The organism is Chryseobacterium urinae (assembly GCF_030518295.1).
GTDB classification, from domain to species: Bacteria; Bacteroidota; Bacteroidia; order Flavobacteriales; family Weeksellaceae; genus Chryseobacterium; species Chryseobacterium mucoviscidosis.
The window spans coordinates 190,799-211,669 of record NZ_JAULSJ010000002.1 but is presented as its reverse complement, the minus strand read 5'-3'; the positions used below and the strand labels follow the sequence as shown (position 1 = coordinate 211,669).

The following is a 20,871-nucleotide window of genomic DNA, read 5'->3' as shown; positions in this document are numbered from 1 at the left end:
GTTTGAAATTTTAAAGCATTTCTTTTGAAAAAACTAGTTTTACCATTGAGCCTTATGGTTCCTGCATTAGTATTCTCTCAGGTAAAAAAAAAGAGGGATACAGTGAAGACCGAAACTATTGAAGAAGTAGTTTTCCAGAAAAAAGTAACAGGAAAAACCAACGATATCACCGCCGTAAAAATTTCGGCAAAAGATGCTCAGAATGTGGCAAGCATTTCCGGGGGTATCGAAGGAATTCTTAAAACTCTGCCTTCCGTAAACTCCAATACGGAGCTATCTTCACAATATATGGTTCGTGGCGGAAACTATGACGAAAACCTGATCTATATTAATGATATCGAAATTTACAGACCATTCCTCATCCGAAATTCTCAGCAGGAAGGGTTAAGCATCATCAATCCCGATATGGTTTCTACCGTTAATTTCTCAGCCGGAGGTTTCGAGCCGAGATACGGCGATAAAATGTCATCAGCTTTAAATATCTATTACCGTGAACCTGAAAAATTTGAAGTTTCCGGAGAAGGAAGTTTAATCGGAGGAAGATTATCCACCGGTTTTGCTGTCGGAAAAGACAAAGAAGGAAACAGGAAATTTACCGCTTTATTTTCAGGAAGATACAGAAATACAAACCTTGTTCTTAATACCCTGAAAGAAGATACAGACTTTAATCCGAAATACATGGATTTTCAGACGTATCTGAATTATCATTTCAGCCCAAAATTCACGGCTTCATTCATCGGATATTATTCCAAGAATGATTACGAAATGATTCCGAAAGCAAGAAGTGTAGACTTCGGATCTTTACAGCAACCGATTAATTTAACGGTAAATTACGGTGGCCGTGAAGATGATAAGTATAAAAATATGATGGGAACATTCTCCCTGAACTATAAACCATCCGATAAATGGAGATTTACTTTAGACGCTTTTGCCTACCAAAACCGTGAAAGAGAATATTATACCATTGCTTCGGCTTACGTTTTACAGACTTTTGATCCTATTACGGGAGAACCCGTTACTTCATACGATACAGGCGGACAAATCGAGCATGCAAGAAATGATTTATATGTAAAAACTTACGGAACACAGTTCAGAACCCGTTTTTCGCCTAATGTAAATACAGATATTGAAGTCGGCTTTAAATATGAAAAAGAAAACCTGAAAGATCTTACCAACGAATGGAAGCTGGTAGATTCTGCGGGATACAGCACGCCGATTTCCGCACTTTTAGATCCCAGAAATCCGCCGGATTTAAAATTATATTACAGCATTGCAGGGAAAAATGATATTCAGCCGACAAGAATGTCTGCTTACGCTCAGTATTCTCAGAAATTTTTCTGGGGAAGCAATAAAGTGTTTGTAAACGCCGGAGCAAGAGTATCGCACTGGAGCTTCAATAACGAAACCATTTTCTCTCCGAGAGCACAGTTTGCAATCAAGCCGGATTGGGATACCGATATGTTGTTCAGACTTTCCGGAGGTATCTATTATCAGGCTCCTTTTTACAAGGAAATCAAAGACTTAGACGGAAATTTTAATTCAAATATAAAATCCCAGAGATCTATTCAGGCAATTCTGGCGAATGATTACGAATTCCAGATGTATGACAGACCGTTTAAACTGACCACGGAATTGTATTACAAAAAAATGAATGATCTGATCCCGTATTTCATGGACAACGTGAGAATCCGTTATTCCGGAAAAAATAATGCTTCGGGTTACGCATACGGAATCGATACAAGATTGTTCGGAGAATTTGTTCCCGGAGTGGATTCCTGGTTATCGGCAAGTTATGCCCGAGTGTATGAAAATATTGATGGGAGAGGAGACATTCCGAGACCAACCGATCAAAGGTTAAGATTTGCAATGTTCTATCAGGATTATATGCCGAGATTCCCGAAAATGCGCGTCAATCTTACGTTAACCTATGCGATGGGATTGCCTACAGGATCGCCGATTGTTTTGGATGAAAACAGAAAAATAGATTATCTCGCAGGATATTCCTATCAAAAAACATTGCCATCTTATAAAAGGGTAGATTTAGGACTTTCGTATGCCTTCATCGATCCGAAAGAAAAAAATCAGGCATATGGTTTTTGGGGAAATTTTGATGAACTAACTTTGGGCGTTCAGGTTTTCAATGCCTTTAACATCAGAAATACCGTTTCCAATCAGTGGATTACCGATGCGAATACCAATTTGATGTATCCCGTTCCGGTACGTTTAACAGGGCGTTTCTTCAATGTGAAACTTGAATTTAGAATAAAATAAATACAGACTCCTGAAATTTTTCGGGAGTTTTTTTATTTCCTGAATTTATAACATCTTTACAGAATTTTATAACGGAGGTTGCCTTTATATTTTTAACTTTGTTTCAATGAAAAAGATTCTTGCCATCCTGTTCTCTGTATTCTACTTAAATTCTTCTTTGGCTCGGACTTGTTCTCCGAATCTTTTTAGCCAAGTATAATTTTCAAAGTCAAAAAACGCATTTTTAAGGAATGACTAGTTAAGTCAAACGCCTTAGTGAATTTAAAAATATCCGGTAAGTTTTTAAAAGAAAATCTTTGTGTTCTTCGCGTTAAGAAAGCAAACAGACAGATAATCAAAATGTCTGGGAAACTACATTTCCAGTCGAATCGTTTTTTCAACCAGTTTTTGATTAAAGCTTTCAGGAACCAGTCTGAACATGAAATTCCTTACAAAAGTTCCTCTTTCCCATTGTGAAACCTGTCCGATTTTCCAGCTTGTATCGACTACATAATCTACTTTTTTTCTCCTGATCTTCTGAAAATTTTCAAAAACTTCATTAAAATTCTGATGGTTTTCCAACAGCTTTCCGATAATATAAGCGTCTTCAATCGACTGACAGGCTCCCTGTCCGAGATTCGGCGTTGTTGCGTGTGCTGCATCACCGATCAGACAAAGATGATTCGTGTGCCATTTCGGAATAGGAGCGAGGTCGATAATTTCGTTAAAAATGATATTTTCCTGAAATGTTTTCTCCATAATTTCAAGAATCAGTGGATGAAAATCGTGAAAATTTTCAGCTAATTGATTTTCATTCTGATAAATGTTTTTATTGATAACAGCATACCAGTATATTTTTCGGTCTGTCATTCTTACAAAGCCAAAACGTTTTCCTTTTCCCCAAGCTTCGATGGCTTCGTGATGAAAATTTTCAGGAAGATCAAATTCTGCCAATCCGCGCCAACACAATTGCTGGGTATTTCTAATCGTTCCGGTTCCGAAAATCTGGTTTCTGACTTTTGAATGAATTCCGTCTGCTCCGAAAACAATTTTGCTTTCAGTTTCAGTTCCGTTTTCAAAATTCAAAATATAATTTTCTTTCTTCTCAATTTTGTTCAGCGCATGATTCAGTTGAATAGTTTCATAGCCGATATTTTCCGCCAAAATCTTTTGCAGATCAGCTCTGTGAATGGCTACATTGCATGAATTGTATTTCTTCTCCAATTCCAGAACATTGGTTTTAGAGATGTGTTTCAGCTTTTCATCTGTAATCGAAATGCCGTGAATTTTGTTTCCCGCTCGTTCGATTTTTTCTTTTAAGCCTAACTTATCGAAAATCTGCATCGCGTTGATTGCCATCATAATTCCGGAACCGACAGGTTTTATTTCCGCTGCCGATTCATACAGGATAAAATCAATGTTTTGTTGTTTCAGGATATTTCCTAATGTTAAACCGCCGATTCCGCCTCCGATGATGGATATTTCGTTCATTATTTTAGATTTTTCAATTCGTTCAGCAGTTGATTCTGTTTACTGATAAAATTATCCAGACTGTCTGTTTTTAAAGGATGTGCATTCTGATATTTTTCAATTTCAGGAAGGGTTTTTCTGATTTTGAAAGCTGTATAAAAACTGAAAATTTTATAATAATTTAGATTAATTTGAGTCGTTAAATCTTTTATCCTTTTCTTTTTCTTGTCAAAACTTTCAGAACTGTTATTTACAAGATTAAGAATCTCTTTTTTAAGTACGGAGTCTCGAATTGACTTTGCACCATTGATAGATAACGTATAATAATCATCAGAATTGTTGATGATTTCTCTATACAGATCTTTCATTTTACGGCTATCTTCCTGAAGGTTAGAGATTTTAGTATCTAATTTTTTTAATTCTTCGTTATTTTTAATCTGTTCGGAATAAATTGCGTTAAGAATATCTTCAGAATAATTCAGTCTCTTCACAGAAAAACTTGATTGATTATTTTCTACTGCGTTTTCAACCAAAGGTTTATTTTCGGATCTGTTTTCATTGCAGGAAAACAGGGCTAAAAGCAGGGTAGAAGTAAAAAATATTTTTTTCATGTTATGTATATATTTAATATGAGTTCGGATAAGTCTTCTTAAACGCAATGCTAAACAAATATATTCAATTATTAAGAATTCAGCTTTTAAGATATACAATGGCGTAAAACTTATTAAAGTAATACTATTTTGTCTTTTTTAAATAAACGAAGTGCCTTTGTTTAGCTACAAACTTTCAATAAGTAAAAAAATCTTTTGTTTTTCTTTGCGATAAATCATTATAGTGTTATAAATCAATTGTTTAAAGTTATTTTTTATCCGAAGTGAAGTTATTTAATTTTTGATTTCAGGAAGTAGAAGATCTGCCGGACTTATCGTGAAAAACAGATCAGGATAGACAAAATCCAGAGAACGGTTTTCTTCTCCTCTCAGCCGGAAAAACTCTTTTTCCTTTTCTTCATCGGCTAAAATAAATAATTCTCCGGTTGAAAAATACGGTTGGTTGTCTTTAAATCTGATAAAAGTTTTGGAAGTTCTGAACGTCATTCCCAACCATCTGTTATCCGTAAAATCTTTGGAATTAGGATTAGAATTCAGAACAATTTTATGCTGAAACTTTTTGTTCGTTTCTACAGAAAATAGTACAACAGAATGATGATCCAGTATAATTTCAGATTCTTCTTCCGTGATTTTGTCTTTTATAACAAGCTTTCTGAGCTGATTTTCTTTCAACTGATCTGGATTTTCATAGCATGAAAACAAAGCAATAAATGAATGATCTTCCAGATCCAAAGCCTGATCGGAATGAAATCCCATTTTCGAGTACGAAGAATCATACACTTCAATCAATGCATTGTTGAAATGCTGTTCAGGCACATCTGTTATTTCGGCTGAAATTGTTTGGTTAATTTGTTCAACAACGGAATGATGAACCTCAGAAAAGAGATTCGCCGGAATCTGATATCTTGTCGTTGTTCTTACAACAGCAAAAGTTCCGTTTTCTTCTTTCACGAGATGATTTCCAAGCCTGCCTTTTCCTGTTGCTTCAAAATCCGCAGAATTCAAGAGATTTTCAAATGTATTTTGCTTTTCAGAAAGCCGTATCTTATAAAATCCGGAGTTGTTCATTACAGGATTGGTTTTTCATAGTCCCCAAGATTCATGCTGAAATGGGTTGTTTTATAGTTCACCTTATTCTCCGTCATGTTCTCTTCGTAATAAGAATTGCGAAGTTCCGCCTGCATTTCGGGAGTCATGCTTTCTAATTTAACATAATTGTCATTTTCTCTGATGTAGGTCTGATTGTCTTTGTACACCGCCTCAAGATTCGAACAACGAACCACATATCCCATTCTTATCGGAATCTGATCGACTCCCAAAACAGAAGGGCGGATTTCATGCGTATATAATCTGTTGGTAGACAGCGGAATAATAAACGCAGAGTTAGAATATAAAGTAACCGTAAATTCTTTTTCCAGAGATTCATCCTCAACCGTTTTCTTAAGTCTGAAATGGAGCCTTGTTAATGCGCTCGTTTGCTTATAGCACACATCAAATCTATCAGTTTCCGATGGTTTTAAATGTTCGGAATTGGAATCGTCGTAGAAAGTACAGAATGCGATCAGTCCTTCTTTCGGCATATCTTTCGTTTTGTCGGAGTGGGCTTTAATTTTGGCTTTCACTTCCTTTTCAGCATCCGAAGTTTTCTTTTTGTTCTCATAAATCTGTACCAAAGCGTGATTCAGATCGGTTTCATATTCAAAAGTTTCCTTTGCACATTCGTTAAGAAGAGCAATAATTTTTTGGTCGGTTTCTCTGAAATTATCTGTCGGTCCTGTAAGATTACTCGAACATCTCAACAAATTGAAATGCAGTGTTTCTTCTCCTTTTTCATTAGTTTCATGAATCACTTTACTCAGATAAATACCTTTTCTCAGAGCTTTCGCTTCTTTATTGGATTCTGTAAGCGCCTGAAAACGATGTTCAGATTTTACTTTTTCAAAAATATTCTCCTCATGAAAGAGTCTTCGGAAATAAACTCCCGCATTGCTTACAATAACCGGAACTTCTCCAATTTGAATAACCTTTGATTTTTCTTCGCTGATATTTTCAAAATTCACCGAAAATTCTTTAATGATATGCAGGAAATGATGGTCTTTCTGAATAATTTCCAAATTTCCGCAGATGTATATTTTTTGATGATCAAGTTCCGGACTAAGCTCATGAACTACGGTTCCGCAGAAATGATCGATGATGTACTGAAGTTCTGCATTGATTTCCTGACTGTTATTTAAAACAACAAGAACATTTTTATCTTTTGATATTTTGTTTTCTTCTGAATGGTTATTCATGTTTCTCAATTGAAAAGTGAAGATAGCTAAAATTTTAAATGTTTTAAAATCTTAAAGCCCTTAAGGAATAAATACATTGATTTTCACTCAGTTTTTTAAGCTAAAGAGGCTTAAAAGAAAATATTTTTGTTGGGAAATGCAAAAACGTCAGTTTTTTATTAATCTCAAATTAAACTGTTTAAACTAATTTCAGAATTAACCACAAAAGGCACAAAAGATAATGTTAAAGCGAATTTCCAGAATATTCAAAGCACTCAAAAGAATAAAAATCAAAGATTTTTAAAAACTATGATGAACTTTTTCATTGATAATGATCAACTTAAAAAAAGACCATCGCAATGACGGTCTTTATCTGTTTTTTAAATTTCAAATTTTACTATTCGTATTTGGAAAAATCAACCGCAAAAATGCATCGGTTCACCTGACTTCCGTTTTGTGCTCCTGCATTCGGTTCATATTCGGTTAAGCTCCACAAATAATTATACTGAGACTCATAGTAAAGAGATTCCGCTCCGTAAGGCCATCTGAAACGTACCGTATCGTCTGCACCATCGGTATAACGCGCTAATCTCGCGTTTGATCCGTAAGAATTGCTTGGAGATCCGGTACAGGAAAGCCACGTTCTGTTGCCTTTTCTGAAAACGCCCTGAATTCCGTGCGCATGATTATCTGTGAAAAGACTGTTTTTAGGTGTTACCGTTACAATTCCTGTATTCTGAAGCCTTCCGTTCGTATCAACCGGAAAACCAAACACTTTCGGAACAATGGAAGCATCCGCGCTGCCTGAATAATATTGCCCTGTCCAGAACTGCGTTCCTTCATCATTTACCTGAATCGTGGAGAAAGGATTTGCGTTGTTGATTTTCTGATATCCTGTCTGTGGCAATATGTACCTGTAATTGAAAGCGAACAGGTTTCCGTTAGAATCTTTACCACATTTATCATTCGTAGAGTCACCAGTACTCACTTCAATAATTTTATTCAGATCGAAAACCCGAACGCCTAAATTTGTACTGCTGAGATAGATTTTACCTTTAAAATAGGCAATTCCCCCTGCATGAACATTCAGCGGAGCGTAAGAACCATACTGCGAATAGCCTGTTGTACCTGCCGGAATATCGGGCTGAACCAAAAGAATATGACGGTAAGTAAGATATGTACTGGAACTCGGACTGATGTCAATCAGGGTAATTCGGGAACCTTTAAATTCAGCTTCATCTTTCGCATACCAACTTACCAAAAGATAACGGACTCCATCTTTTGTAAATCCTGAAATTCCCTGCGGTCTCCAAAGAGAAGTTGTTTCATCATCGGTGTTCCAGCGGATTCCTCTCACTCTGTTTTCTTCAGGAATGTTGAAACCGTAGACTTCGGTATAAGCACTTCCGCCGATTGCCTGACGGTTTTTATCAATCTGTGAAGGATTTAAAAAGCTAAAACCGGTATTGATGTATGTGCTTGTATCGGTGTAAGCATTTACACTTACGTCTGCGGCAGCTTTGCTGAGACTGGCTTTTGAAGATAAATTTTCTTCTTTTAAATTTGAAGCGATGTCATTATCTGTACATCCTATGCTCGTTATGGTAAGCAAAAGCATCCACCCGAAAAGTTTTTTTTGAATCATGATTAATTTAATTAATTTTTTAAATTACAAATTGATTGCGAAACTATCAGATTCTTTTTTTATCCAGATTTCGTACGGATTAATTATGTATTAAATTTATGTTTTATGAGTGGTCAATTATTATAAATATTTTGGCTGTCAATATAATTCTCTAAATCAAAATCTTGGTTTTTGAGGTTAAGATTTACTTTAATGCTTCCATTAGAATTCCTTATTTCAAGTCGTTCTTTTACTTTTTGTTTTGTATCGTAAGAATATTTATAGAATACACCTGGAAAATCCTCATAACTTTTAGTAAGCTAAATGATTGGTTTATTGATTGTAAGGGTGAAAATTTCGTCATCAAGAAAAACAATATCACCTTTTCTGTAACTTATTTTTGCGCCTAATTTTGAATAGCCTTCTATCTCGGTTTCCACATTTCGAACTAAAGTATATTCTCTGTCTCTGATGAAATCATAAAACCGTTTCTGTTTATTTTTATTTAAGAAGTAAACGAATATATTCCCGAAAATAAAAATCAGGATAAATCCTCCAATAAAAAGTTGTGATTCATTCATTTCAGCAAAAATAAAAAAGCGGAACCTGAAAATCAAGCTCCGCGTCGTATTGTTTCGTTAAAAATTACTTCCCTAAATAAGATTTTAAGATCTTACTTCTGGTGTTGTGCTTCAATCTCTTGATCGCTTTTTCTTTGATCTGACGAACTCTCTCTCTTGTAAGGTCGAAAGTTTCCCCGATTTCTTCTAAAGTCATCGGATGTTTTCCGTTCAGTCCGAAGTATAATCTTACCAAATCTGCCTCTCTCGGAGTTAAAGTATTCAATGCTCTTTCGATCTCAATTTGAAGAGATTCAAGCATCAAATCTTTATCCGGACTCGGAGATTCTCCTGAACGCAATACGTCATAAAGATTAGAATCTTCACCTTCTACCAAAGGTGCATCCATTGACAGGTGTCTTCCGGAGTTTTTCATCGATTCTTTGATATCTTCCTCGCTCATGTCAAGAACTTCAGCCAATTCTTCCGGAGAAGGTGGTCTTTCGTTTTCCTGCTCAAGGTGAGCGTAAGCTTTGTTGATTTTATTGATGGAACCGATCTTGTTTAACGGCAATCTTACAATTCTTGACTGTTCTGCCAAAGCCTGTAAGATCGACTGACGAATCCACCAAACCGCGTAAGAGATGAATTTGAAACCTCTAGTTTCATCATACCTTTTTGCCGCCTTCATGAGTCCTAAGTTACCTTCATTAATTAAATCGGGTAAAGAAAGACCCTGATTTTGGTACTGTTTAGAAACGGATACCACGAAACGAAGGTTGGCTTTAATTAATTTTTCCAGTGCTGCTCTGTCGCCTGCACGGATTCTCTGTGCCAAATCTACCTCTTCGTCCGCAGTAATTAGTTCTACCTTACCAATTTCCTGCAAATACTTGTCTAATGAAGCAGTTTCCCTGTTGGTTACCTGCTTAGTGATTTTTAATTGTCTCATCTATTTTATCCTCAAAAAAGAGTTTCTATTATATTATACGTATGAAACAGCAAAAAGGTTACAAGGGTTACAAAATATTTTCATTTATTTAAACTCAGTTTGAAAAAATAGTTGTAAATTATAGCTCTCACTTCACAGAACAGCGATTTTAGGACTTTTAGAGGTTCAATAAATTTTTAAAACTTTTTGCATAAAGGTTTTTTGCGCTCGAAATGTATGCTCAAATCTTACAAAGAAACAAATCTTTCAATATACTTTTTTAGATGCTTTCAGCATGACAAATATTGTGAATTTTGTTATTTAAACTCAGTTCGGGATGAGAGATAAATTTGAATAATTGATTTACAGTATCCTATTGATTTATCGCAAAGAAAAACAAAAGATTTTTTTATTTATTGAAAGTTTGTAAGCTAAACAAAGCCACTTCGTTTATTTAAAAAATACAAAAATGGTATTACTTTGAGAAGTTTTACGCCTTTGTATATCTTAAAAGCTGAATTCCTGATAATTGAATTTATTTGTTTAATCTTGCGTTTAAGAAGACTTATCCCGAAATCAGGTTATTTAAAATAAAAAAGCGAAACCGAAGTTCCGCTCTATTATTTAAAGGTGAAAATAAATTGACTTTTAAAATTCACCATTGGCAATTAATTCACTTTAAAAAAGGTAATTCAACAGTTTTGCCAGTCTCAGACCTCCATACAAAAGCTGTCTTTCCATTGTATCGTTAAATTTATACTGATAATCGTAAGACAGTTTAGAATCATTCGGCGTCTGTTCGTAGATTCTGTTGGCAATTTTGTGAGAATCGTACAACCAGTCTTCTAAAGTTCCGGTCTGGATCTGCTTTACTTCATCATCAGATTTGATGTCTAATAATTTTGCATATTCTGTGTAGCTGTATTTCTGAGAATCTACCAGTTTTCCGTCCCATACAGAGTGTAAGTTGGATTTTTCTCCGAAATAAGTTACATTAATTTTGTTTCCTCCCAAATCTTCCGCTTTTCCTACGTGTAAAGGCTGCGCAAGATCTCCCATCATGTGGATCAGGAAAATTAAAGCGATTTTTCTGTCTTTCTCAGACGTTTTTTCGTCTTTGATCTGGCTTGATAACGTTTTGATCTGCGTGTATAAACTTGGTCCCGCCTGCGCTTTCAGTTTTTCTTCAAATACTTTAAAATCTGTCTGCGGATCGATGTTTACATAATGCCACGCTGAAGTTTCCTTCCAGACTCCTGTAGTATCAGATTTAATGAAATCCGGCCAGTTTGCCCAGTACGCAAGACGTTCTCTCCCCATCATTTTTCTGATCTCCCTTTTTGCCTTTCCGGAAAGGTGATTTTCTGCGATCTCTGCAATAATTCTGTGTCCCGTTAATCCCCACGCATAAGAATAAAGCGAAGATGCGACGAATGCTAAAACCAGCATTTTAGAATAAATACTTCTCATTGTAAAATAACATTTTCAGGGGGCAAAGATACGGTTAATTTAAGGTTCAGGTTAAGCTTTAGGATAAGGATTTTAAAAATTAACGTAATCTTAAACATAATTCAATATAATTTTCATATTTCTAAAGTCTATTTTTGAATTATTATTTTCAGTTATTTTGAGTTTCTGATTTATTTTATTCTTTTAAATTCTGAAAATTTAGTATATTTAGTATGAATTTAGTGGAAGAATATTTTTTCAATAATTCGAGATATACTATTTTTACAAGCCAAATCACAGGAAAAACCATGTATGAGAATAATATTGTAGATATGCAATACAATAAGCTGCAGACCGACTTCAAAGCAGAAGCTGTAGCTGTTAATCTTTTAAAATACCACAGAGCGGTAAGCAATATTTTTATCGACAGGATCGGGATTAATGACCGTGCTTATTTAAAGGATATTAAAAGTATTTTTAGCGATTATCTGGGTTTTGACGAAGAAGTTTTTACCATAGAAACCTACAGAGAAGGAATTTACGATTATCTTCCCGAAGGACTTTTCCATCCGCCTTCTCTGGGAGCTTCCCGAAAAAATGTAGACACCGTTGTCCGCGAAATCCGCAAACAGAAAAGAGTGGAAGAGGATGCCCGAAAGTTTTTCAAACCTTTTGAGCTGGAAATATTTTTTACGGAGATCAGTGCTTTACTCAAAGAATTTGACTTTGACATTTCCAGCGATACAGATACTCTTCTGGAAACCGTAAGTGAGCTTTGGCCTTTGATTAATCAGTTAGACAAGAAAAATGCCTGTATTTTTATTTATATTTTACCTTTCTTTCATCAGATCAGAGGAAATAAATCATGGTTTGAACGTTGTATGACTGCATTTTTACAGACTCCTGTAAAAGTAACTTTTGCCCCGAATGTTATTGACGGAGTGGAGGAAGAAGACGATTCTATGCTGCTGGGAAATTCCAGATTGGGAGTTACTTATATTCCGAGCGGAAAACATATGGACGGACAGAGAAACTGGGTAATAAACATCGGACCGATTCCTTACACCGAAATGAAAAAATATATCGACGGAAGTCCGTTCCGGAAAGTTTTGCAGGCGATGTACGATTATTTCCTGCCTGTAAGTGTAGATGTGGAAGAAAATTTTATCACAGAAAAAAAGGATTATTCTTTTGCACTGGAAGATGATGATAGAAATGCAAACCGGCTCGGTTACTCTACCTTTCTGTGAATTTTTTTAACTATATTTACAATCACCAAGAAAAATATTAATTCGAAAAAAGACAAATGGAAATTTCTTCAGTAAAAGGAATCTTTTTAAGGTATATTCTTATGCCTTTATTTGCGGTTATTATGATGGTCATTTTAGGAATCATCAGAAAAAACAAACCCGCAATTAAGATCAAAACCATTATCATCTATGTTCTGCTGTGCAGTTTATGCCTTGCGATTCCGGGAATTTTCGGGTTTGCAGGAAATTTATTCAATCCTTACTGGTATTTAATTGCCCAGATCATTTATCTTATTTTAGGGATTATTCATGTTAATTTATCAGATCGGTATTTCAAAAAACATTTCAGTTCTACCACAAAAAGTATTTTGTTTGAATCGATTCTTTCTTTAACGTGTATCGGATTCGGAGGGTATCTTTTTTATCTGATTTTCGGCTGGATGAGTCGTGGAACCGGTTATCCGGTTATGGCAGCAACGAGTATTTTCATATTTATTGTTCCTCTTGTTTTTCATTACTGTTATGTTCAGTTAATCAGCATTCCGGTGGATATTTATAAAACCTGGAGGTATTCTCCGGAACAGAAACTTCCGGATTTTGAAGGGGCGGATTTCGACAGATTAATGGTTTTGAATGTAGAATTAAGCAAAAATCTTGAAGATTCCAACAGATTCAGAATCAAAGCAAAAACTTTACCTACCGGAATTACTTTCGGGGACTGGTTTTACAGAGTTGTGGACGATTATAACCACAAAAACCCAAATTCTGTTATTCATCTTACGGATGAAACCAGAGAATCCTATTACTGGATCTTTTATACCAAAAAATCGTTCTTCAGCTTCAGAAAATACATCGATTTCGATCAGGATATTACAGAAAACAGAATTTCTGAAAACGATGTCGTGATCTGCAAAAGAGTGATCCAGCACGAAGAAGAAGGCGTAAGAAAACCACAGCAAAACACCATCTAAAATATTGAATATGATACAGCCTATAAAGCATTTTGCCATTAATTGGGTTGACGGGATGAAGGTTTCCCAGAGACATCTTAATGATCAGGATAATTTTTTAATCGATACCATCCGAGATTCCAATTCTTTGGGAATCACGACCTATAATTACGGACTTTTACCGATCTCGAATAACTTTACCGACCGAACTATTTTTGATGTTCATAATACCGCAACCAATGATGTTCAGTTGGTTATCAAACATTGCAGCGCAGTTACGATGGCGGGTTACAGAATTGAACTGAACGACAGGAGAGTGAGCGTAAAATCTCTGGCAAAATCCATGCATGAGGAACAGGCAGACGGAGAATATTACATCCTGATTTCGGTGAACCCTTTTGATAAAGTTCCTTTCGGAGATATCGATCCGGAGGAAATTCCACCCCGTCATCCAAATGCACAGTCGAACCACCATATCGAACTGCTTCCCGTAACTTCCCTGAACAGCAGCTATTCGGGAGGAAATTATCTGATCATCGGAAAAGTAGATTTAAAAGGAAATATTGCGCAGGTAGATTCTAATTTTATTCCGCCCTGCACATCAATTCAGAGTCATCCTGCGTTGCTTGGTTATTATAACAATTTCGCAAAATCCATTGGGAATTTACAGCAGTATGCTTTTAAAATTATTCAGAAAGCTTCTCATAAAAATCAGAATACGGCATTGGCACAAAATGTAAAATTCCTGTGCAATACCATGATCGATACTTTCGGAGATATGTATTTTCAGTTCAGGAATATTACGCCTTATCAGCCGCCTGTATTTTTAATTGAATCTTTTGCAAAACTTGCACTCCGACTGTATAATGCGACTCAGGTTCTGGTTCCTGCAGAATTGGAAGAAATGCTGAATTACAGTCTGGAATGGAGTGAAATTGCCCCTCATACTTTACTTAATCAGCTATCAATAGTTGCTGAAACCAATTACGATCATCATAATTGTGGAGAACCGTTCCTTTATATTCAGCAGATGCTGCGAAGTCTTGAAACGATCTTTGCAAAACTGAGTGAACTGGATTATATTGGTCAGAGAAAAGAAAATATTATTGTTAACGAGCAGGAAGTGTCCAACAATAATAACCCGAAAAGAGGGTGGAGCGTTTTGGATTAATGTCAAAACATATTTAAAAAATACAAATCCCGATACGATAAATTCGGGATTTTTTGTGTAAAATTGTTAGACGTTAAATTTCTTTGGAAATCAGATTATTGAAAATGATTATTCTTTCGTCAGAATTAAAAAGTAATAAAAAATGAATGTAGCTAAAATAAGAGAAGATATAAGAGGTCTTTCGGACGGAAAAATTTTCATGAATAACGCAGGATCTTCATTAATGCCTTCAATCGTTGTAGATTCAATGATTGATTATTTAAAGCAGGAAGAACAATTCGGAGGATATGAAGTTGCCAACAGAAATGCTGAATTATTAGAAGAATTTTATGATGAAACGGCAAAACTGATTAACTGTAAACCTTCCAATATCGCCTTTGCAACAAGTGCGACTGAAGCATTTGCAAAAGCATTATCAAGTATTTTTTTTAAAGAAAATGATGTCATTATCACAACGGCTGATGATTATATTTCCAATCAGATCACCTTTATTTCGCTTCAGAAAAAAATAAATATCAAAATCATCAGAACCAGAAATCTTCCGGACAATGAGCTTGATCTGGAAGATCTCGAAAATCTGATCAGAAAATATACCCCGAAACTGGTTGCCGTTACGCATATTCCGACAAATTCCGGACTGATTCAGAATGTTGAAGGAGTTGGCAAAATCTGTAAAAGATATAATATTTTGTATTTGGTTGATGCCTGTCAGTCAGTTGGCCAAATGATGGTTGATGTCGAAAAAATAGGCTGCGATTTTCTGACGGCAACAGGAAGGAAATTTTTGCGCGGACCGAGAGGAACAGGGTTTTTATATGTTTCGGATAAAGTTTTGGAACAGAATTACGCACCTTTGCTGTTGGATATGAGAGGAGCAAACTGGACAGAATACAATGATTATGAATTGTTTAAAACAGCCAAAAGATTTGAACACTGGGAAATTTCCTATGCTTCTTTATTAGGAGTTAAACACGCCATACAATATGCCAACCATATCGGATTGGATACCATTGCAGAATACAATAAGATTTTATCTGAAAAATTACGAAACAGACTCAAAGACAGCGGCTTTAAAGTTTGGGATTGGGGAAATCATCTGAGCAGCATTGTTACATTTTCCGGTCCGGATGGAGATCTGGAAAATATTCAGAAGATTTTGAAGGAAAATAATGTCTTCTTTTCTGTAACGTATAAGAATTCAGCGTTAATTGATTTTACAAATAAAAAAATCAACGGAATCGTGAGATTATCGCCACATTATTTCAATACTCAGGATGAGATTGACCGGGTTTCTGAAATTCTGGAAACTAGCTTGAAATAATATTTATCCGCTTCGACAAGCTTAGGACATCGCTTAAAATAATTAATAAGCTTGTTTAAACCTTTTTACCACAAAAGATGCAATAGATTTAAACACTTTAGTTGTTTAAGTTTAATGCTTAAATGGAAAAAAAGAGCACATAAGTTTAAAAATCAAAGATTTTTTTTCTTTGCAGACTTTTGAAATACTTTAAATAAATCCCATAAAGTCTTTTGTCTCTTTTGCGGTTTATTCTGAATTTAGTTTAAACAAGTTTAATATGAAGTGAGCTTGTCGAAGCATATATTTAAGGCTAAAAAATTATTTTTTCACCAGTATTTTTTCCGTCGCTTTTTTGCTTAAAACTTCCTGTTTTCCTTCGATTTCGATGGTTACGGATCTATCGAAACTTTCAATCTTAATAATTTTGATTTTTTTATTCAGGAGTAAATTTCTTTCGGTGAGATAATTTAAAAAAGCATCATCCGAAAGCGTAACCGATGCAAACACAACCGTTTCGCCAACATCGCAGTTGCTTAGTTTTTGCAGATCCTGCGCAATAATATTTCCATCTTTATCGGGAATGGGTTCTCCATGAGGATCGAATTTCGGATAATCCAGAATTTCATCCATTTTGTCAAAGAAAACAGTAGAGTGGACGTGTTCCAGCTGTTCCGCGATCTCATGAACATTTTCCCAGCCAAAATTCATTTTTTTCACCAGAAACATTTCTGTAAGGCGGTGTTTTCTTACGACCAAAGAAGCTTCACGACGACCTTTATCCGTGACAATCAAAGGTTTGTAAGTTTCGTAAATTACCCAGCTTTTGTCTGCAAATTTCTTCATCATGTTGTTAACGCTTGGCATTTTTACGTTCAGAAATTTGCTCAGTTCGTTAATCGTCACTTTTCCCTCATGGTCAACCAGATGAAACAAAGCTTTCAGATAATTCTCTTCTGTTAATGTATTTTTCAAAATGTTAGATGATATTCTGTACAAATCTAACAAAATATTATGAATAAATTAGGCACTTTCGGCGAACTTTTTTAATTTTACTCTATGAAATTTTCATTCAAAAACGACTATTCAGAAGGTTGTCATCCCAATATTTTAAAAGCTCTTACAGAGCATAATCTCAATCAGCAAGCCGGTTACGGAGAAGACCTGTATTCTTTAGAAGCCAAAGCATTGATAAAAGAAAAAATCGCCGGTCCGGATTCTGAGATCTATTTTGTTTCGGGCGGAACGCAGGCAAATCTTATCGTTATTTCTTCGGTTTTAAGACCTTATCAATGTGCAGTTTCTGCATCGACAGGACATATTCTTAACAATGAGACCGGAGCAATTGAAGCAACGGGACATAAAATTCTGGGCATTGAAAAAGCAGACGGAAAATTAACTCCGGAAGACATTATTCCGGTTCTTGAGAATCATAGAAACGTTCCGCATCAGGTAATGCCAAAGATGGTTTATATCTCGAATTCTACGGAATTGGGAACGATTTATACCTTAAAAGAATTGGAAGAACTTTCTACATTCTGTAAAGAAAAAGGTCTTTATCTTTTTGTGGACGGTGCGAGAATGGGACACGGTTTAACCTCCGAAATCAGCGATCTTACGCTGGAAAAAGTGGCAGAACTGACTGACGTTTTTTATCTCGGAGGAACCAAAAACGGAGCTTTAATCGGGGAAGCCATCGTAATCAATAACAGGGAGCTGCAACAGGATTTCGCCTTTAATATCAAACAAAAAGGAGCATTACTTGCCAAAGGAAGACTTTTGGGAATTCAGTTTCTGGAACTGATGAAAAATGATCTGTACTTTGATCTGGCAAAACACGCCAATTCGCAGGCGATGAAGATGAAAAATGCAATGAAAGAAAGGGGAGTGCAGTTTTTATCCGACACGTATACCAATCAGATTTTCCCGATTCTGAGTCATGATTTAATTGAAAAACTATCCGAAAAGTTTGAATTTTATGTCTGGAAGAAAATCGATGAACATTTTTCTGCTGTCCGACTCATCACTTCCTGGAATACAGATGATGAAGCCGTAAACAGTTTTATTGAAATTATTAACAAAGAATTATAAAAAAATGCAACCAAAATCGGTTGCATTTATATTTTATTGTAGAGCCTTTGTAACCGTACTGCAATCAGCGGTTTTAAGGTTTCTTCCTCCTTCATATTTTATCTTTTTTTCGTTGGCATATTTTGTTCCGGTTTCAGCATCACGTTCGCCGATTCCTTCCTTTAAGCCGTCTTTGGTCTGTATAAAATAGATGTCGTTTTTATTTCCTGAAACTCCTTCAGAAGCAAATTCATAGGTCAACTTAAGCGTATCTCCCGATTTGATGCCGCTTAAAGTTCCTTTATTGCTGTCTTTTTCGTTGTTTTTGGTTGCCATTTTTCCGGTGATGGTTCCCAGGTTATCGTCAATGCTTACAAAAACGGTATCTTTTCCGGTAACTCCCATGTAACAGAATGATTTTGCACCCAATGTATCCGTAACTTTTTCTGTTGTCGCAGTGGTATCCGCAGAAACTTCATTTGCAGCCGGAGCTTCCGGTTTTTTGTTGCAGTTAAACAATACAACCGATAGTGAGCTTAATAAAAGTAAAAATAGAGTAGATAAGCACGCTGTCTTCCTGGAGTTAACGCTTCAAAAGCTTTCTGAAGTTCCGGATTCTCATTTAGTTTTTGAGCAAATTCTTCAGGTATGTTGAATTCATGTATTTTTTTCATTTCAACTTTCGCTCCGGATTCTTCAATTTCCACCGCTTCGAATATATAATCATTTAAAACATGCTCTAAATCAATGATCTGTTGTAGATTTGTGAAACGAACCTGTCTTGCAGCCTGAACATTTTCAGTCTGTTGAATCAAAATATTTTCTGCATCTTTCATCAAAGCACCTTTGAAAAAGAGGAGTGCGCAATATTCTTTAAAACCATGAATCAGGAAAATATTTTTCCCTTCGTATGTATAACACGGACAGCCCCATTTTAAATCTTCTGTAAGCTCAGTTTTCAATGCAATTGTTCTTAATTTTTCAAATTCTGTCTGCCATTGTCCGGTTTTATTAAAAAAGAAATCAACTTTTGGATTCATAATATTTTCATTTACAACTGATTGAAATTATTTTCGGTTTAAGGTAAAATCAAATTTATTCATTTTTCGTATTGCCACTTAAATTATTTCATAAATATTTTAAGCTAAATCATTACAGCAGTTTTAAGTTGAAAATTTGTTTAAACTAATTTCAGAATTAACCACAAAGCAACAAAAGACAATTTTAAAGTCAATTTCTATAATAATGAAAGCGCTCAAAAGAATAAAAATCAAAGATTTTTAAAGAATTATTGTGAACTTTTTCATTTATAATGATCAGCTTTAAATAAAAATTTGTCATCTTTTGTGACTTTTGCGGTTAATAAAAAGTTTAAACAGACTTTGAATCAAGCTGGATTATTAACGTAGATTAATGCAGATAAATGATATAAAAATGTAAAATTAATCATAAGATAGAAGCGAAGCTTTTTTAAACGCATATATGGTGTTATAAATTAAATAAATAGCATAGGTAGAGCTTTATTTTATAGGGTTTTAAAACGTCTAAATGACCATGAATAAAAGATTTAGAAGAATTTAAAAAGAACGACATAAATACTCTATTCAGTCATAAATTAAAAATCCTATAATTTATATTATGTTAAATAGGGTGTATTTTAAGAATTCTTTCAAATTGAAAACCAGGATATTTTCATGATCAAAATTCTTTCAGATGATCCTGTTTAATTGTTTATTGAAACTTTCCTTTATAATCTCTAACAAATTCAAAACTTTATTTTTCTACTTCAGATATTCTTCAGCGATTTTAATTTTATAAATGATTACCGACTCTATCAAAATATTTTTTAAAGGAACTTATCCACAACTGCCCTAAAACTTAGGATTCTCCGGCAAACATTCGTATTTTTACGTTTTAATTTTTTATATGTCGATTTTTTCAGAAAATATCAGACTTTTACGCGCCAAATTAGGAAAAACCCAACGCGAATTGTCTCAAAAAATAGAGATTACAGCTTCCAGATACAGTTCTTATGAAAACGGAAAATCTAAACCTCCGGTTGATGTTTTAATTAGAATTTCAAGAATTTTTAATGTTAGTATTGATCTTTTGCTGTCGGTAGATTTAACAAAACATGCCCTTGAAGATATGCTGAAACTTCCTGATAATCGTATTGTTCTGCCTGTAATGGTAGATCAGAACGGCGATGAAAGCATTGAAATTGTTTCTCAGAAAGCTTCTATGGGTTATTTAACGGGTTACAGCGATCCGGATTATATTGAAAGCCTTCAGAGAATTTCTCTTCCTTTTCTGAAAAACGGAAAATTCCGTGCATTTCCTGCGGATGGAGATTCTATGCCGCCCTTTAAGAACGGCTCATACATCATCGGAAAATATATGGAAGGCCTTAATGATCTGAAATCCGGTAACACCTACGTTTTCATTACTTTAAATGACGGTATTACTTACAAACGTCTGAAATCTAAAAATGAAAATTCTTTAACGGTTGCCGCAGATAACACATTTTATGAGCCTTACGAAATTCCTTTAAATGAGGTAGTTGAAGTGTGGCAATATGCAACAGGAATTTTTCCTGAGGATTTTTAAGGAAAACAAACTCAATCAATTTATTTATTCTCTTGGTTGAGTTTCTATACTACTCTATTTAGGAATTTTCAAATAATTTCCGTAGAATATTATGTTAAATTATTCTACGGAAATTATTTTCTATTTTCTGATCAGAATAATTGGTTTTTTTACAAATTTTAATCCATATTTCTATATCATAAAAAACACCACCCTTTTACAAGAGTGGCATATACCTAATTTTAAAGCAGAATTTAAATATATAAAAGAATGAATAAAACTTTTAGTGATAATTATTTCCTAAGTTCTATAAATGATAAAGTTTTGTATTTTATACATCACTAATGTATGAATAATTTTAATAGTACAAAAGATTTTA

General features: G+C 34.8%; 18 protein-coding genes. 7 read left to right on the top strand and 11 right to left on the bottom strand.

Annotation, left to right across the window (positions count from 1 at the left end; genetic code table 11):
* Positions 1-24: 24 nt before the first annotated feature.
* Complete coding sequence (locus QWT87_RS02170) at positions 25-2,271, top strand: TonB-dependent receptor plug domain-containing protein (protein WP_302713200.1); 2,247 nt, start codon at positions 25-27, stop codon at positions 2,269-2,271.
* Positions 2,272-2,622: 351 nt separating this feature from the next.
* On the opposite strand, the gene QWT87_RS02165 is transcribed toward QWT87_RS02170, so the two are convergent.
* The 8 genes from QWT87_RS02165 to QWT87_RS02130 form a co-directional block, all read right to left on the bottom strand.
* Positions 2,623-3,741, bottom strand: coding sequence for an FAD-dependent monooxygenase (locus tag QWT87_RS02165; protein ID WP_302713199.1), 1,119 nt, complete (start codon positions 3,739-3,741; stop codon positions 2,623-2,625).
* Positions 3,741-4,331, bottom strand: a complete 591-nt coding sequence (locus QWT87_RS02160; protein WP_302713198.1) for a hypothetical protein — start codon at positions 4,329-4,331, stop codon at positions 3,741-3,743. The genes QWT87_RS02165 and QWT87_RS02160 overlap by 1 nt, the downstream gene beginning before the upstream one ends.
* A gap of 273 nt (positions 4,332-4,604) precedes the next feature.
* Entirely contained in the window at positions 4,605-5,399 is a 795-nt protein-coding gene (locus tag QWT87_RS02155) for an alpha-ketoglutarate-dependent dioxygenase AlkB (RefSeq protein WP_302713197.1), read from the bottom strand.
* Positions 5,399-6,622 (bottom strand): hypothetical protein, encoded by a 1,224-nt coding sequence (locus tag QWT87_RS02150; RefSeq protein ID WP_302713196.1) that lies wholly within the window; start codon positions 6,620-6,622, stop codon positions 5,399-5,401. Before QWT87_RS02150 ends, QWT87_RS02155 begins: the two co-directional genes overlap by 1 nt.
* A gap of 376 nt (positions 6,623-6,998) precedes the next feature.
* Positions 6,999-8,246 carry a hypothetical protein gene (locus QWT87_RS02145; RefSeq protein ID WP_302713195.1) on the bottom strand — a complete coding sequence of 416 codons (1,248 nt, stop codon included), beginning with the start codon at positions 8,244-8,246 and terminating at the stop codon, positions 6,999-7,001.
* Between the two features lie 299 nt (positions 8,247-8,545).
* Positions 8,546-8,806 (bottom strand): hypothetical protein, encoded by a 261-nt coding sequence (locus QWT87_RS02140; protein WP_302713194.1) that lies wholly within the window; start codon positions 8,804-8,806, stop codon positions 8,546-8,548.
* Positions 8,807-8,870: 64 nt separating this feature from the next.
* Positions 8,871-9,737 carry a sigma-70 family RNA polymerase sigma factor gene (locus tag QWT87_RS02135; protein ID WP_027385416.1) on the bottom strand — a complete coding sequence of 289 codons (867 nt, stop codon included), beginning with the start codon at positions 9,735-9,737 and terminating at the stop codon, positions 8,871-8,873.
* A gap of 657 nt (positions 9,738-10,394) precedes the next feature.
* Positions 10,395-11,186 (bottom strand): S1/P1 nuclease, encoded by a 792-nt coding sequence (locus tag QWT87_RS02130; RefSeq protein WP_302713187.1) that lies wholly within the window; start codon positions 11,184-11,186, stop codon positions 10,395-10,397.
* Positions 11,187-11,398: 212 nt separating this feature from the next.
* Between QWT87_RS02130 and QWT87_RS02125 the strand changes: the two genes are divergently transcribed.
* The 4 genes from QWT87_RS02125 (at position 11,399) to QWT87_RS02110 (ending at position 15,857) form a co-directional block, all read left to right on the top strand.
* Positions 11,399-12,415, top strand: coding sequence for a type VI secretion system baseplate subunit TssG (locus QWT87_RS02125; protein WP_302713186.1), 1,017 nt, complete (start codon positions 11,399-11,401; stop codon positions 12,413-12,415).
* A 56-nt stretch (positions 12,416-12,471) separates the two neighbouring features.
* Entirely contained in the window at positions 12,472-13,386 is a 915-nt protein-coding gene (locus QWT87_RS02120) for a TssN family type VI secretion system protein (protein WP_302713185.1), read from the top strand.
* A gap of 10 nt (positions 13,387-13,396) precedes the next feature.
* A complete protein-coding gene (locus QWT87_RS02115) occupies positions 13,397-14,536 on the top strand; it encodes a hypothetical protein (protein ID WP_087710223.1) in 1,140 nt (379 codons plus the stop codon).
* Positions 14,537-14,678: 142 nt separating this feature from the next.
* A complete protein-coding gene (locus QWT87_RS02110) occupies positions 14,679-15,857 on the top strand; it encodes an aminotransferase class V-fold PLP-dependent enzyme (RefSeq protein WP_302713184.1) in 1,179 nt (392 codons plus the stop codon).
* 300 nt (positions 15,858-16,157) lie between these two features.
* On the opposite strand, the gene QWT87_RS02105 is transcribed toward QWT87_RS02110, so the two are convergent.
* Positions 16,158-16,811 (bottom strand): metal-dependent transcriptional regulator, encoded by a 654-nt coding sequence (locus QWT87_RS02105; protein WP_302713183.1) that lies wholly within the window; start codon positions 16,809-16,811, stop codon positions 16,158-16,160.
* Between the two features lie 84 nt (positions 16,812-16,895).
* Between QWT87_RS02105 and QWT87_RS02100 the strand changes: the two genes are divergently transcribed.
* Positions 16,896-17,927, top strand: a complete 1,032-nt coding sequence (locus QWT87_RS02100) for a threonine aldolase family protein (RefSeq protein WP_302713182.1) — start codon at positions 16,896-16,898, stop codon at positions 17,925-17,927.
* Between the two features lie 33 nt (positions 17,928-17,960).
* On the opposite strand, the gene QWT87_RS02095 is transcribed toward QWT87_RS02100, so the two are convergent.
* Both QWT87_RS02095 and QWT87_RS02090 read right to left on the bottom strand, forming a co-directional pair.
* Complete coding sequence (locus QWT87_RS02095; RefSeq protein ID WP_302713181.1) at positions 17,961-18,425, bottom strand: hypothetical protein; 465 nt, start codon at positions 18,423-18,425, stop codon at positions 17,961-17,963.
* Positions 18,426-18,442: 17 nt separating this feature from the next.
* Positions 18,443-18,946: a YdeI/OmpD-associated family protein gene (locus QWT87_RS02090; protein WP_302713180.1), complete on the bottom strand. Its 504-nt coding sequence runs from the start codon at positions 18,944-18,946 to the stop codon at positions 18,443-18,445.
* An 886-nt stretch (positions 18,947-19,832) separates the two neighbouring features.
* On the opposite strand from QWT87_RS02090, the gene QWT87_RS02085 reads away from it, so the two are divergent.
* Positions 19,833-20,513, top strand: a complete 681-nt coding sequence (locus QWT87_RS02085; protein WP_302713179.1) for an XRE family transcriptional regulator — start codon at positions 19,833-19,835, stop codon at positions 20,511-20,513.
* The last annotated feature ends 358 nt before the right edge of the window (positions 20,514-20,871 follow it).

What these genes read in the sequence shown, in the direction of transcription:
- QWT87_RS02165 (WP_302713199.1), bottom strand. Translation starts at nt 3,741, where the DNA reads ATGAACGAAATATCCATCATCGGAGGCGGAATCGGCGGTTTAACATTA.
- QWT87_RS02160 (WP_302713198.1), bottom strand. Translation starts at nt 4,331, where the DNA reads ATGAAAAAAATATTTTTTACTTCTACCCTGCTTTTAGCCCTGTTTTCC.
- QWT87_RS02155 (WP_302713197.1), bottom strand. Translation starts at nt 5,399, where the DNA reads ATGAACAACTCCGGATTTTATAAGATACGGCTTTCTGAAAAGCAAAAT.
- QWT87_RS02150 (WP_302713196.1), bottom strand. Translation starts at nt 6,622, where the DNA reads ATGAATAACCATTCAGAAGAAAACAAAATATCAAAAGATAAAAATGTT.
- QWT87_RS02145 (WP_302713195.1), bottom strand. Translation starts at nt 8,246, where the DNA reads ATGATTCAAAAAAAACTTTTCGGGTGGATGCTTTTGCTTACCATAACG.
- QWT87_RS02140 (WP_302713194.1), bottom strand. Translation starts at nt 8,806, where the DNA reads ATGAATGAATCACAACTTTTTATTGGAGGATTTATCCTGATTTTTATT.
- QWT87_RS02135 (WP_027385416.1), bottom strand. Translation starts at nt 9,737, where the DNA reads ATGAGACAATTAAAAATCACTAAGCAGGTAACCAACAGGGAAACTGCT.
- QWT87_RS02130 (WP_302713187.1), bottom strand. Translation starts at nt 11,186, where the DNA reads ATGAGAAGTATTTATTCTAAAATGCTGGTTTTAGCATTCGTCGCATCT.
- QWT87_RS02125 (WP_302713186.1), top strand. Translation starts at nt 11,399, where the DNA reads ATGAATTTAGTGGAAGAATATTTTTTCAATAATTCGAGATATACTATT.
- QWT87_RS02120 (WP_302713185.1), top strand. Translation starts at nt 12,472, where the DNA reads ATGGAAATTTCTTCAGTAAAAGGAATCTTTTTAAGGTATATTCTTATG.
- QWT87_RS02115 (WP_087710223.1), top strand. Translation starts at nt 13,397, where the DNA reads ATGATACAGCCTATAAAGCATTTTGCCATTAATTGGGTTGACGGGATG.
- QWT87_RS02110 (WP_302713184.1), top strand. Translation starts at nt 14,679, where the DNA reads ATGAATGTAGCTAAAATAAGAGAAGATATAAGAGGTCTTTCGGACGGA.
- QWT87_RS02100 (WP_302713182.1), top strand. Translation starts at nt 16,896, where the DNA reads ATGAAATTTTCATTCAAAAACGACTATTCAGAAGGTTGTCATCCCAAT.
- QWT87_RS02090 (WP_302713180.1), bottom strand. Translation starts at nt 18,946, where the DNA reads ATGAATCCAAAAGTTGATTTCTTTTTTAATAAAACCGGACAATGGCAG.
- QWT87_RS02085 (WP_302713179.1), top strand. Translation starts at nt 19,833, where the DNA reads ATGTCGATTTTTTCAGAAAATATCAGACTTTTACGCGCCAAATTAGGA.